A 14052-nucleotide genomic window follows, 5' to 3' on the forward strand; every position below is an offset into this window, starting at 1 on the left:
AAAACTGCACACATATAAATAAAGAGCATAAAACTAACAACTAATTTGAGGTGACTATGAAAATCGTTCCAAAAACAACTGATGCAAAAAAAATCATTCATCATATTCCAAGAGATATCGCTGACGCGATTAAAAATGATGTGTATCAAAAACAACGTACTTTGCCAGCGCTGAGCGACATTGAACAGGAGCTGTCGTATGCGCAAGTAGTCGTGAATGTGATTTTTACTGGCGAAAAAGAAACGCCATATCAATTGCTGATCCCAAATAAATTACTCAATGACTTATTGAGTTTACCTGAACCACACACTTACTCAGTCCATATCAATGTCATTGAGATCGAAAATGAACACGAGTGGACTGAGCTATGCAACTTCTTACTGCACACATTACCTTCATTAAAAATCCGTGAGACGAAGCACTTAAAGCGTTCGATTTCTGCGCGCATAGCGCTAATGAAAAAATACCAAACATTCGCGCTAACGGATTCGTTTATCGCTGATCTGATGGATTGTGATCGCTCGAACGTGCACCCTCGAAAATCATTAAAAAAAGTGGAGAGTAAACGATGAGTAACCACCATGTTGGCGAATATAATCGCAGTTTAACTGAAGGCACCCCATTTCAAAATGAAATAAGTATAGCGCTTAGATTCGCCCTACTTTGCTTAAACATTAAAAATAAAAATCAACGTAATGTTCGCGATCAAATTGTCGTGCTTATGTTGTGTTGGCTCAAAAATAATTTTAGCTGGGTCGAAGGTAAAGAAAAAGTGCCGACCATAATAAGGACCTCTGATGCCAACCTACTCGATAAAGATCATCAAAATACCTGGTATATCCGGACGGTTGGCGATCACCACAGTGGCTGGGTTGAATATTCCCATACCAGCAACGTAAGAGATATTGCTTGCCACGTCTGGCTCGTCGTTCCGCATAAACTTAACCACTTTTTGTGGGCCGTGATCAAAGAAAAAGAATATGAGTCGTCCTTGTTTAAAAACGCGTGTAATGAGCTCGTGTCTAATTTTGAAAAGTACAAAAAAACTAAAAAAGGCATGTTTGCGCATGCCATTGCAACGTTCCATCAATTTGCGAATTACTTGCATACCTTTCTAATCAAAGATGAGCTGGCTCTGAAGCTAGCGAAAAATGCGCAAATTGCCCAAGACAAATTACCTAACCACATGTCTGGCTATTATAACAATATCGAAACGGATAGCCTGCGTTACATTTTATTCCATGCTTTTGATAGAGCCCTAACGCGTATCAGCAATGCGCTCGTTTCGTGGGAATTAATCGATAAGCTTCAAATTGATATTGCTGAGAACTCACACAATCAACTATCAAAGACTATCGCGATCATCGATCCAACCTACGATATGCCGCCAAGGCTTGCAGAATGTATTTCTGTTATTCCCGAGTTTGTGCAAGGAAAATATGTCAAAAAAGCTGGCACGATAGCCCCTCGAACCATCGGCGCTGATTTTGTCCCAAACGAAAGTCAAATAGGGTTATTCATGGATGCTCTTTTTGAGAAGGTAATTCACCTGCGAAAGCTTCCAAATACCATTGAAAACTTGTGTGAACTGCATAATACCTTAACGTTTTCGCTGGCCTGCTACACACTTATTCTTACAGGTATAAGGCCCTCTCACGCCATCGGCCCAGATCAAACGTTTGTTAATAAACACGGCTTTTGCATCAAAGATAAAGGCAAAGCTCGACTGATCATTTTGTGTAACTTTTTAGCTGAGCAATTTGCAGAATATGAAGAACACTTCAAACATATCAGTTCGATATTCCCTGAGCTTCGAAATCAAAACGCTATATTTTGCACAATCGAAAGCTCCGGCGAAGTCACGCCTATTTGCGCATCAAACATTAAAAAGTTTGTTTCAGGCATTAACCCGAAACTAGCCCCTAAGCATTTTAGAAAAGCGTTCAGCTCACTGATGGTTACGCTTACTCATTGCTCATCGACTCATTTAAACCACCACATGGGCCATGGCAATTATGGCGAGCAAGATGGGTTGAAGTTAACGCTTAATGCCACTAATCGAAAACAACAAAAATATCTAAATGAATTAGCAGACCAATTAAGTCCTGCTTGTTTATTTACTGAAGCGAAATAGAAAGGGATTTAAGCGATGTTTTACTCCAAACAACCCAACATAAAACAGGTAAGCACCCAGATAGCAAATATCTACGAAACTCACTGTGATATCAAAGTGAATGCCGGAAAAATTAAAGACTTGTTATCGCAAACACCTGAGCTCTATAGCGACCGAGAACGCTACTTTTCGCAAAAGTATATATCGAGAATAAACAGTTATGCTAATTCTTTCTCTGGTAATGAGAAGATGCAATATGGTATTGCTCGAGACGCCATTTTATTTGTTCACGTTTATCATTTTGATTGGTCTTTACCACCAATCGAGCAACAAAAAGTCGAAGACAAATATAATAAAGCATTTGAACGAGTATCATCGTTTAACAAAGTAACCGAAAAGCTTCATGCCGCACACCAGCGCCATCTAACTTCGCTTCTAGATAATGGTGCAGAAATACCAATCGGCGCTATCGCCTTAACGTTTTTATTAGAAACCATGCCTTTGTCACTCGCCCACTTAGCGCAAGTGCTAAGTAGCAAAAAAGCAATTGATGATCACTCGGTTACTGAGTTAAACCATTTTAGCGCCCCTACTGCTGAGTTTGTCATCGACAAAGACAGCATTTCAACCCAGTATTCACGCATCGCATTAAGGCCAACTACGTATTTATTGCTGAGCACTTATCACGATTTTACGCCGATATCTGAAGACAAGCTAAGAACAGAATTACTTGCCTATGTGAAACAGCTTTTGCCTAGCGCTAAAATAAGCAAAACAAACTTACCCTTGATTTTAAAGTGCCATTGGCAGTGGCAAACAAATACCTGGGCCGCAGCAGATTTATACTACCCCGAAAACCAATGGGCAATCCCGCCAGAGCGCTACCATCAATTAGTAAATTCAAACCATTTGCGCCCAAAACAGGATTACTTAAATGGATTGGATTTATTTAGAACGTTCAAAGCTGAGCAAAGTAAAACAAAACCTGATAAAGCTTCCGCTGAAACAGAGGCCAAAAGCTCTTCAACTAAAACTCGAGTACCGCCTACGGTAGAGTTGCTAAAACGATACGATGGTAAGAACCGAGAGGCCGCATTATTGTTCCATGAACAGCAGAACATTGAATACGATGAAGACAATATTGTGCCTGCATTGCATTATTATTGTGTAAAAGATTTCATTGAATTTGGTGGTTCAAACCCGACAAAACCAATCGAAAAATCATCCATTGAAAATTACACCGCAATTAAAGGGTTATTAAAGTCACACCCTCTGGCTTTGTATAAATGCTTCGATGAAAGCGAATTGGAGCGTTGGGCGTTAAACCTTTATAACGATGCCAAAAACACCAGCCAGCGTAAAACGGTTTTAAAGTTTCTGCAACGCATTCGTTACCAATCAATTATCGAAAATTTGGATTTGAGTGAATTATTGCCTGTCTGGACAAAACCGAAGACCGATGCCAATACCATCACGCCATCCGAAGTTTTGATCATAGATCGTGCCATCGAAGCACAAAGCCATGATGACCCACTGTCAATAGAATTTACCCGTCTTGCCTTGGCACTTGCTTTTCATGGCGCTTTGCGCCGGGGTGAAGTGAGACGCCTGAGAATTCAAGATTGTGAACGATTATCGCCAACGGGCGATGTCTATCGTCTGAAAATAACCAACACCAAAGAAGGAAAAACGAAAAGACGTAAAACCCGTTACGTTTATTTAGCACTACCAGAAAAGGACTCAGAACGACTAAACATGATCCTTGAGCTGAAAAAGCATGCCCCTATCGATGAGCCACTCATTGGTTATGGCCAAGAAACGCAATCGCAACGAGAGCAACGCTATTTCAAGCCAATCAGCCTTGCCATCAAGGCAATTTGTGGTCAATCTGCTCGGTTCCACCACTTGAGACATGGCGGTGCTTGGGTATTAACGATGCAGGGAATTCGCCTTTTTACACCTGCGACACCTTTACCAGCAATATTAAAACGAGATGCGTGGCTTTTTACAAAAGCGTATTGTGAAAAGCGTTTCTGGTATTGGTGTGAAAACCGAAACATTGAGCATTTAAACTGCGGTGTGCTCTTTGACGAGATCAAAAATATGCTGGGGCACTCGTCGTTTGCAACAACTCGGCTAAGTTACCTGCACGGTCATGAATGGGTATGTGATGCTTTTGCGTCGCCATATATCACCATTTCAAAAACACATTTTAGGCAACTACTGCAGCTTCCTAAAAAAGACAGAAGGCTCGCCAGAGCCATTGAACGTTTATCTTTGTTAGCGCCGAAAAAAGAGTTCAGCAACGAAACACAGCACAACACACTTAAGCTACTTTATACGCAAGAATCATTACCTACAGAATTAGCAAGCCAATATCCTTTGGAGAAAAATGACCTGCTGATCTACCGTTCAGCGTTGTTGCCGTTAATGATAAATTCCAAATCGTTTTGTGAAGAATTCGTCGAAATAAAACCAAGCGAAAACAAACAAGTCGGTGGGTTAACTGCGTTAAACGCCGATCCTTTTGATGCTGCTAAAAAGCCATCTGGCAGTAAAACACTCGTAAACCAAGGAAAAGCCCTAAGCCCAACTAAACAAAGCAATAGTGATTTAAAACTTGATGAGATGAGCGTAGAGGAATCTTTCAAAAAACGGGTGTCTTCTAATGGCAGCTTTTGGAGTCAATTACTAAACGTTCAATTTAATAACGCGTCGCAAATACAAAACAATAACCATTGGGCAATGCTATCAAACTTACGTAAAAACTACCCATCTCTCGCTACCGGCTGCCCCGCATTATCGGTTGTTAACCGAAATCTATTAAATCGCTGGCAAAACAAATACCAAGCGAAAAAACCTTTCGTTTTTGTGTTACCAACAAACGATAGGGTATTTGTTCAGCTTTGTCGATTGCTTAACGAACCACTTTTTAAGTATCTCAAAACAACCATTTCCATTGCACCTGTAAAGACATCAGATGACGAGGTTTTAATACTGCCAATGGAATTATTTTTATCTCAAGCAAAAAAAATTACCACAGCATCCAAATTTAGACACATATATAACCTAAGCAGCGATAGAAATTCGCAAAAGCCATTAAAGGCGACTTTGCAATTTAACGCACCTAAATATTTTTTAAACCTAGTACTGGAGAAAACTCATGCAAATTAACCGAATTTTAGAAATGGATGCACCAGCATTCATTCGAATTTTTCTAGAAAAGGATGTGGCAAACGATATATATCACTTTTGTTCTAAGTCAAATCACAAACACAACATAGAATCAAAAGTGACTTGCCAATACAAAGAAACTGAAATGCTTCTTTGGTGTCGCAATAAAAAGAATAGATTTCATTCAAAATTTAACATTGATTCTGAGCTTTATATTGCAGAAAATGCAACTGACGAACAAGTTAACAACGCCCTAAACACCTTGAATAATTTTTATAATTATCGTGCTGAAAGCTTTTGCGATTTGATTGATAGCGCCATGCGCAATAACGACGAAAATGCACCAATTTCATATGCTATCGCATGCAATACATTAACAGCCGTACATTCTGATCCGAACAGTCATGCGAGCACTGGCATGTTTGTTGAATTGGGTGAGAAGCCAGAAGAAATAAGAGCAGCTAGTCAATACAATAATGCTTGCCAAGTTAATAAAACCCATTTGACCGACTTATTGTCGTCGGTCTGTAATATCATCCCAAAATCCACAAAGGCCATACGATTAAAAACCGAAAAAGGTATTGCCGTTGCGTTGCTTTTTCATAACGCTCAAGTGACAACTATAAATTTTGAAACTCGCATTGAGCAAGACCTTGATATGGCTTTGCCTTATGCATCATTCAAAGAATTCGCCTATAAAATCGAAAAGTCTGAATCCGATAACGTTACCCTTGTTCAACAGAGAAATGCCACGCAAATAGATGGTGATGATTTTCAAGCAATTTTCGAAACACCAGAAATCGCTCAACAGCTTCTTGATGAAAACATCGATATAGGTGAAACCAAACATGCACTAATAATGCCTGATTGGATATTCAACCGTGTTGTTTCGGTATCAATAAAGCCGAAAGTTACCGGCGCTTACCCTCATGTCCTTTTAGATTATGATGGTGACGAGCGACTTTTTGTTAACTCTAACATCAAAGGAAATACCCATTTAAACCAATGCCCAGTTTACCAGGCACTTACTCCGGAGCATTTTATTGTCGAATTTCAAAGCCCGCTGATGAAAAAATCACTGTTAAAAGAATATGATGACCAGCACGTTAAATTAAGAATATTCACAATAAATAATCAAGATCATCTTCAAGTATTTGGCTCCATTGATGGTAAACCACACTACTCAGCGCCAATCCCTTGCAATTTACTCAATGGATTTCCAGACGATGTAGCAAATAATGCACCTATCAACGAAAATGATGGGGCACTATTGAATACCATTTTTGCAGACAAGTCGAATTTCCAAGAAGATTGGGTTGCTCAAGTTGAAGGTGAAAATAGCGATGGTGAAGATGGTATCGATTCAGAGCACTAATTAAAAATTCGATCGCTTTGAATAGCACACATTAAGTCAGATATTGTAAAACCATTTGGGAATAAGCTCTTCATCGATTCTCTGGCTAGCTTTTCACCTGTTAACGAGGCTTCTTTGACAACATATTGTGGGTCATCCCACAAAGCTATCAGTGTCTCTTCAAGAGATGTAATTAAATGCCCGCTATTGGAATGACGCTCAGCGCTTAAAGACGTACCGACAATTAGCCCTGTCACATTTCCAACTGCAATCGAATTAATATCAGGCAGCTTTAATTGTTTACAAAATTCAACATTAGATTGTATCAAATCCTGCACTGCAGCAACCTTTCTACTTATTTGAGAATCTGCTTTTCGTAATCCATTTACTTTGTGCAGCCATTGCTCTTTTCGAGAGTTTCTTATAAACGAAGACTTCACTTCGATAACCAGAACACTATCACCTAGCGCACAAATTAAATCTATTTCCCCAGGGTCAGTGTCGTCAACTTTAGGCGGGTGATAACCAACAAGTACCGTGACGCCTTTCGCCCGAAATGCCCTAGAAAGGTTTTCTTCGATCCGAGAGGTTTCCGATTTAACATCAGCCCTTCTTGCACCGATGCGTCGAAGGTTGTTTACAGCTGCTGTAGTGTTATTTTGAAAAGCACCAACCCATGGCATTTGTATAATCATACTACCGACATTCAGCAATGGCCGCTCATTAAATAACGGCATTAACGCACCATTATTTTCGTTAAGTGTATTGGCTGTTTGAGCAAGGTTGTGCTGCCAAAAATCCACCACCGCTTTGGCAACTGCCCTATTACCATTTGAGTATTTATCATTAACCGTCCAATCCATGAACCGGTTAATTTTATCTTTCTTTTTTGAAAATGTAACAGGAAAACGATTCTCACCTAACGACAATAATCCTTCTAGCATAAAGCTTGATAGAGCTTCCTGAACAGAGCTACAGGCTGTTAGATTTGACTTATATCGCTCAATAAATTCTTTTTGATAAAACGCACTGGTTAAATTCATCGCGAGCAGTGCATCAAATACGTTTACGTGAATGTTATTGTCGGTTTTAATCGTCTCAATACCATATAGTGATGATAACTGAAGTTCACTTACCATCGTCATCAAAACTGCAATCTGATTTTCTTCATGATTCTCAGGAGTTCCAATAAGCTTTCCGGCATATTTAGATTGCTCAAAAACATCTAACGCTTTTAATTGCCAATAAGTATTGAGCATGGATTGCTTTTTCTCGAGACAAATATCGCGTTGCCTACCCGAGCCTTCTTTTCGATATGCCCGACCATCGTCAACATAAAACTCTGCGTCGTCGTTATAACAAAACTCTTCAACAATCGATTGCGTAAAATTAACCAATACCGATTGCGCGATCATAGCTTGGCTCACAGCTTGGTAGTCGTTAAGACAATCCGCATTTGGCTGTGCTATCAAATCACTCATAAACACTTTTTTAGCGCATAAAGCAACGTCACGCTCCGTCATTTGCAAGCGTTGTTGTTGATTGTCGATAAGGTTATGTTTTAGTAGTTCATTAATCACGTGCCAGTAGTGGACCAACTCATGTGGCTTAGAGTCCACTGTAGGTAATATCGTCTCAAAAATATAGCGTGCGCAATACATCAAAAGCTCAACACACGACAGGTTCGCAATTTGATGTTGTGCTTGTTTGGCTCTTTCGTCAGCCACTTGGAATTCGTTGTTTATCGCGGTAAACACGTTTAAAAACGATGTTATTTCATCACTTGGTGTATTCAATTTTTCGCATAATGGTATCGTAGTAAATTGTTTATCTGTCACGATTTCACTATAACGAATGGCGTTTATCAAGGTGTGAGCTGATCGGTTGGCAATATCTAAAATTATCGGGTTATCGATTGGCAATCCAACATAAAAATACTGAGATAATGCGATGGTAAATGACGGATGCTTGAGCACCTCATCTGACACATCAAATAAGAATGGGCTTTGCCAAAAGTCTTCAGTTTTCTCTTGCTTCGACGCTTTACCTAGATACTTACCGTCTAGAAACTGTTCGATGGTGTAGAGTGCTGCTTGGCAAATAGAGTCGTTATTAGCACGAGCGCTAAATACGGATTGGTAATATGCTTGTGGCGTTGCAATGGCTTTAGATAAATCTGCGTTAATATCCATATCTAAACGAATCCATGTCTCAGTGTGTGCTCCTACAATCGTTCTGTGAATCAGCCTTTGAAGACCGAAAGTACGTTAACCGAACAATCTCAATTTAAATAAATCCTACCATACTTTATTTAAATTGATATGCCATTACATTCTTTTAATTGCTGCCTACCAAACAAAAGAGAACATAGCATTCGCAAGCAAAAATAAAACAGACTGTATCGTCGATCGATGTTGCAGGCATTTGTGATATGAGCGCTGCCACATACCACTGTATGACAATGCATTAGCTATCGGTAATTAGGGTTTTCATGGCGAGCTTAGACAAATAAAAAAAATTTTTTAAAATTTAATTCATTTGCACATATTTAAAAAAAAGTACGCATATATGTATCTTATGGGCCAAAGAAAATGTTGTAGGTTAATTAAAATGCACTATTAATTAAACAGCGATTACCGCTCAACACTCTTTCAAACATAGGATTAACCTACACGCTTGATACTGTTCAAAGTATGAAGCCTCCACGTTAACTCACATCCCAAATGCGTATTTTTTCGCCACTATTCGTATTATGAAATAAGGACGTTGTTTTTTAATACCACAATAGAGGAACGCTTATGGCACATTTACGCTACCCAAAACGCGGCTGTATCCAAATGGATATTCACATTTACGGTCACCGCTTTCGCGAAACCACCGGCTTGCCAAACACGCCAGCTAATGTGGTGAAAGCGAAAAAGATGCTCAAACAAATTAACGCCGAAGTCGCCCTTGGCACGTTTGAGTACCGAAAATACTTTCCAAGCAGCAAGAAAAACAGCCTATTCCAACAATTAAAGCGCGAGAAACTGCAAGGCTCGGCCAACGTATTTTTTGATGAGTTTATGAAAGAGTATGTTGAGCGCAATGAGCACCAATGGCGTGATACCTATACGCGTTGTTTAAATGGCACGTTAGACTTATATGTCCTACCATTTTTCAAAGACTATAAAGTCGATGAAATTACCCTTGCCCATGCTCAGCGTTTTCGCACACACCTTTGTGAGTTAACCAAAAAAGATGGTTCAAGAAAGCTATCGAATAAACGCATCAATGCCATTATGGTGCCTGTCATTTCAGTCATGCACATGGCCGCGGCTGAGTTAGACATTCCTTACCCGTTTGAACGATTAAAAGCACTCAGAGAAGAGCCAAGCGATCCGGCGCCGTTAAACCAACGTGAGGTAAATTTGTTTTTAGACACCGTCGACACCAAGTGGCGCGATTATTACACCTTGCGTTTTCACACTGGCATGCGCAGCTGTGAAGTGCATGGCTTAAAATTGGACTGTGTTGATTTTGAGCATCGTCGCATTATGGTGCGCCGTAATTTTGTGACAGAGCTTACCGACGTCAAAACACCGAAATCTCGCCGTGATATTCATATGACGCCAACGGTGTATCATGCTTTGAAAAGCGCCGTTGCCAATATGCCCGACAAAGAAAAGCAACGTCAGGGCTTTATCTTCACCAAGAAGTCCGGCAAACCACTGACCACGCATTTTGTCGCGCGCAGTATTTGGTACCCAACATTAAAAAAGGCTGGCCTTGAAAAGCGCAAACCATACCAAACACGTCATACCGCCGCCGTATTGCATTTAGCAGCACATGAAAATCCGCTTTATGTGTCACGCCTACTTGGCCATTCAGGTACTCGCATGCTATATGATGTGTACGCACCATTTGTACACAACATCAGTCAGTACGATGGCAGCGCCTTTGATAAAATGATGAACCAACCTGCTATTCATCGACGAGCAGCAAACGATGTGATCCCATTTGCACCGCCAAAGAAAAGACATAAAGGCTAGACATCAATCGATACCTTAACCTTTACATTCAAACTGTGCGGCCACAACCTAAAGCGTTGTGGCCGTTTATCGTTTACTCTTGATTTATAGCCGAATTCAATTTTTAAAAGAGCTGCGCAAGCTAGATTAAAACCCTAGTAAACTTGAAAACACAAACTTAGAGGTATAAAGTAGATAGTGCTTAAGATATGTGCGTTTTCGCAAACAACTAAAACCGACCACCAGTCGGTTTTTTTGTGCCTTAATTTTATCAGCCCTCTCTACACTATCCTAAACCATAAACCCCAAGTCACTTTGGATATACTCCTTTATGAACCTCACCCAAAAAATTAATTTCACTTTTTTTCCCACTTTTTCCCATTTCGTCCGCATATATACACATATTGGGTAAATTCGTCTTAAATTTAATGGATCACAAATAGTGTTACGCAGTACCAGTCCATATAATGACAAAGGCTCGCCATTACTGGAGAGCCTTGATTGTGATATGTGTTAGCAGTTAAACAATTAATGCATGTCTACATCAATGATTTGACCTTCAATATCCTTCATATAGAACCAACGAACGCCAACCACATCGCCAATGGTCGATTGGATTTCAACGGCCTTAACCACACCATTTATGTAGCAGCAATCGCTGATATAGAATAAGTGGTTTTCATCTTTTATACGTACAAAAGATTTATTATACGCTTTAGTGTTTAGCACAGGTCGTTCATCTATTGTTAACGTACAAGGCTGTTTATCAAAAAGCACATGCATCCAAATTTGATAGCGTAACTCATTATTAAGTACTAACGCATCGCAGATCCATAAAAACTGTAATTTTTGATAGTCTGAAAGCTCTATCCCTAATTTCAGTTTAAAGCCCAGCATCATCGACAACTTAGAGACTTTAAATAAAAAGGCATCTTTATTGCCGTCAACTTCAACGAACATTGTCATGTCGCCTTTGTGAGCATCGAGTGTGCTTAAAGTCCAAGTTGTGCTTTGGATGTGTTTTACTGCGTCTTCGTTAATGTGATTATGATTAATCATGTCAATGGCTCCTATAGTTATTTGACATGTTCATCATCTAATAGATTTTTTGGGCGACAAATTTGCGTCACAAATTCAGCCCAATTTTCAAATAAGCCAAGATCAAAATAAGAATGCACTAACGATTAGCAAACAGTTAAAACAGCAAAGAAAATCAGAAAAGTAATAAAAACTAATCCGTTATAACAAATAAATCTAAAAAATACGCAAATTGTTTGCCACAAACACTTTGCTAGAACACATATATTAAGGTTGACCTAAATTTTTGGTGTCACGCGTGTCAAAAAATCAGCGTTAAAAAACAGTAGCAGTCAGATAAGAAACGAAATGATATACAGATGACGGAAGCAGAAGATAAGAAGTAAAGATACAAATAACAAAAAAGTAAACGCCTAGTAAGTATCGGATCAAAAATTCATCCGGTATTTACTAGGCGTTTAAAGAATCAAGCGCATTGCTTTATGATTTCATCATTAATGCCTCTGATTATTTTTAGGCAATGGTTACGCTTTATTCCGTATTTCTTATTTAGGCATTGATGGTCAATATAGCCATTGGTAAATTTTTCATACCAAATAGTGCGGTCGCGTTTTGATTTCAACGCAAGAACGCCCTGCACTTTTTTAATCACAAAGCATGGCACATCAAGTTCATCCGACTCTAATACATCATTAAAGTCTTCAAGTACTTCGTAAGGTAAATGTTTACGTTCAAGACGCGCGAAGTCTTTTAATCGCCATGTTACTTTTTGAAGGCAATAGTTAACAAAGCCACCAGGGGTAAAACGATTTACATTGTAACTTGCTATAGCTTGAATGAAATGAAGTTTGGCTTCTTGCTCAAAGTCGGCAAGTTCGCAGCTAACTGAGTTTCGATTTTGGCGAAATGACTGATTAACCACTTTCATAATACTTAGATGACATTCACGTACCAAAACATCAATGGCTTCACGATTTCCTAATTGCGCAGACATAACAAGTTCAAGGGTTAATTTAGATGGTGACTGTTGAGTATCTTTTTTCATAATGACTCCAAAGTTTGTTAGGAGTCATCATCTTCTTATAGAATTTTAGGGCGACAAATTAAACACAAAAAAGCTCGTTTGGAAGACGAGCTTTGACGTTTTATTAGTATACGAAAGTACACAAACCTTTAGACAGGTTAATTATAGATGAAAAATTAATTGTTTATTGGTAAATAGTAAAGTTTAACTCTACATGTCACTCCCATTCATCAACAGTTAATGTATCGAAAGTAATTTCGTATGCCTTTAAATTAGATTCAATTAAGAGCTTTAAAGTTTCTGTCCCTTTATGACCATGGTCTGCACATGTGTCTATGCCAATACATAAATCAGTTAAGGCTTTAATGTTTATTCTTTCGCCATTTTCATCATAATGGAAAATTTCTTGTACTTGGATTAGGTCCTTTCCGTCATATATAGTTTCTACATATAAATCATTATAACGCTTCTTACCTTCTATAAGGTTACCTTCAGACTTGGATTTTTTTTCACTCATATTTTCTTCTAAATTTTATATAATTAATAATCAACAACTTCTAGTTCATAAGAACTATCTTTTAATTGAGCCTTTTTTATTAAAACCTTTGGGTTAACATTTTTACAAATGCTAATAATATTCTGCTGTTCATTTAAAGGCATTTTACAACCAATAACCACTTCTTTAAGTGTGTCTTTGCTATATTGAACCTTTTCATTGGAATCCAAAGACAAAAAACGTATTTCTTTTTCGTAGGACCAAGAAGTCGATTTAGTAGCAATAGTTTCCGATACTTCATCTACATACTCATAATTTTCACTTCCCATTAAAATCCCAGTATCTAAAAACTTACTCAAAGACAATTTATTAGGTTTGTTTTGATATTTTATATTTATTGGTTTTATCGAATGTGGGCTCTTTGAATTTAAGTCCGTAATTAATTCCTCAGTATCAAACACTAAGCAATAACCTCTTAATCCGTCAGCATAATGTGACCACATTAAGTTTTCTAACAGTGGATCTTCATCTTCATTTGATAAAGTTAAACAAAGAACTTTAGAATTATGTACAACCCGAATAAGTTTTTTTAAATCATGCTCGAGAACTGCGTTAACTAATTCTTCAAAATTGAACTTACCATCTTCAAGCCCTAACTCTAAGAGCATATTCTTAAATTTTTCATTCCCAACTTTCTGTGCGGGATCTTGATGAAAAAAAGGGGTCAACTTTTTAATTTGATTTTCGGTTAAATCATTTTCAAAAACATACATCCCCTCGAATGGATCATTCATTTTTTCAATATCAGAAAACCATAGAAATTGTTCCTTTAATGAAGACAAA

10 protein-coding genes are annotated in these 14052 nt (G+C 38.5%); 5 read left to right on the plus strand and 5 right to left on the minus strand.

The genetic code is table 11. The features are described from left to right. Positions 1-56: 56 nt before the first annotated feature. From LT090_RS10850 to LT090_RS10865, 4 genes are read left to right on the plus strand one after another with little or no spacing between them, the layout of a single operon-like run. Positions 57-572 carry a hypothetical protein gene (locus tag LT090_RS10850; protein ID WP_068546675.1) on the plus strand — a complete coding sequence of 172 codons (516 nt, stop codon included), beginning with the start codon at positions 57-59 and terminating at the stop codon, positions 570-572. After that, positions 569-2134, plus strand: coding sequence for a hypothetical protein (locus LT090_RS10855; RefSeq protein ID WP_068546674.1), 1566 nt, complete (start codon positions 569-571; stop codon positions 2132-2134). The genes LT090_RS10850 and LT090_RS10855 overlap by 4 nt, the downstream gene beginning before the upstream one ends. Positions 2135-2149: 15 nt before the next feature. Beyond that, positions 2150-5287, plus strand: coding sequence for a site-specific integrase (locus tag LT090_RS10860; RefSeq protein WP_068546673.1), 3138 nt, complete (start codon positions 2150-2152; stop codon positions 5285-5287). Further along, complete coding sequence (locus LT090_RS10865) at positions 5277-6662, plus strand: hypothetical protein (protein WP_068546672.1); 1386 nt, start codon at positions 5277-5279, stop codon at positions 6660-6662. The genes LT090_RS10860 and LT090_RS10865 overlap by 11 nt, the downstream gene beginning before the upstream one ends. Here the strand turns inward: LT090_RS10865 and LT090_RS10870 are convergent. Further along, positions 6659-8833 carry a nuclease-related domain-containing protein gene (locus LT090_RS10870; protein ID WP_068546671.1) on the minus strand — a complete coding sequence of 725 codons (2175 nt, stop codon included), beginning with the start codon at positions 8831-8833 and terminating at the stop codon, positions 6659-6661. The two genes, LT090_RS10865 and LT090_RS10870, sit on opposite strands and share 4 nt — an antisense overlap. A 606-nt stretch (positions 8834-9439) precedes the next feature. Between LT090_RS10870 and LT090_RS10875 the strand changes: the two genes are divergently transcribed. Further along, positions 9440-10672: an Arm DNA-binding domain-containing protein gene (locus LT090_RS10875; protein ID WP_068546670.1), complete on the plus strand. Its 1233-nt coding sequence runs from the start codon at positions 9440-9442 to the stop codon at positions 10670-10672. A gap of 507 nt (positions 10673-11179) precedes the next feature. On the opposite strand, the gene LT090_RS10880 is transcribed toward LT090_RS10875, so the two are convergent. The 4 genes from LT090_RS10880 to LT090_RS10895 all read right to left on the minus strand — a co-directional run bounded on the left by LT090_RS10880 (position 11180) and on the right by LT090_RS10895 (position 14051). Further along, positions 11180-11710 carry a hypothetical protein gene (locus tag LT090_RS10880; RefSeq protein WP_068546669.1) on the minus strand — a complete coding sequence of 177 codons (531 nt, stop codon included), beginning with the start codon at positions 11708-11710 and terminating at the stop codon, positions 11180-11182. Between the two features lie 445 nt (positions 11711-12155). Continuing rightward, a complete protein-coding gene (locus tag LT090_RS10885) occupies positions 12156-12734 on the minus strand; it encodes a hypothetical protein (RefSeq protein WP_068546668.1) in 579 nt (192 codons plus the stop codon). Positions 12735-12930: 196 nt separating this feature from the next. Continuing rightward, positions 12931-13230, minus strand: a complete 300-nt coding sequence (locus tag LT090_RS10890) for a hypothetical protein (protein ID WP_068546667.1) — start codon at positions 13228-13230, stop codon at positions 12931-12933. A gap of 23 nt (positions 13231-13253) precedes the next feature. Then, positions 13254-14051: a DUF2971 domain-containing protein gene (locus LT090_RS10895; protein WP_157726635.1), complete on the minus strand. Its 798-nt coding sequence runs from the start codon at positions 14049-14051 to the stop codon at positions 13254-13256. Position 14052: the final 1 nt, after the last annotated feature.

This window comes from Thalassotalea crassostreae (genome assembly GCF_001831495.1).
Taxonomy (GTDB): Bacteria; Pseudomonadota; Gammaproteobacteria; order Enterobacterales; family Alteromonadaceae; genus Thalassotalea_A; species Thalassotalea_A crassostreae.

Excerpts from the sequence above, each read along its gene's own strand:
- LT090_RS10860 (WP_068546673.1), top strand. The coding sequence starts at position 2,150 with ATGTTTTACTCCAAACAACCCAACATAAAACAGGTAAGCACCCAGATA.
- LT090_RS10865 (WP_068546672.1), top strand. The coding sequence starts at position 5,277 with ATGCAAATTAACCGAATTTTAGAAATGGATGCACCAGCATTCATTCGA.
- LT090_RS10850 (WP_068546675.1), top strand. The coding sequence starts at position 57 with ATGAAAATCGTTCCAAAAACAACTGATGCAAAAAAAATCATTCATCAT.
- LT090_RS10855 (WP_068546674.1), top strand. The coding sequence starts at position 569 with ATGAGTAACCACCATGTTGGCGAATATAATCGCAGTTTAACTGAAGGC.
- LT090_RS10880 (WP_068546669.1), bottom strand. The coding sequence starts at position 11,710 with ATGATTAATCATAATCACATTAACGAAGACGCAGTAAAACACATCCAA.
- LT090_RS10870 (WP_068546671.1), bottom strand. The coding sequence starts at position 8,833 with ATGGATATTAACGCAGATTTATCTAAAGCCATTGCAACGCCACAAGCA.
- LT090_RS10890 (WP_068546667.1), bottom strand. The coding sequence starts at position 13,230 with ATGAGTGAAAAAAAATCCAAGTCTGAAGGTAACCTTATAGAAGGTAAG.
- LT090_RS10875 (WP_068546670.1), top strand. The coding sequence starts at position 9,440 with ATGGCACATTTACGCTACCCAAAACGCGGCTGTATCCAAATGGATATT.
- LT090_RS10885 (WP_068546668.1), bottom strand. The coding sequence starts at position 12,734 with ATGAAAAAAGATACTCAACAGTCACCATCTAAATTAACCCTTGAACTT.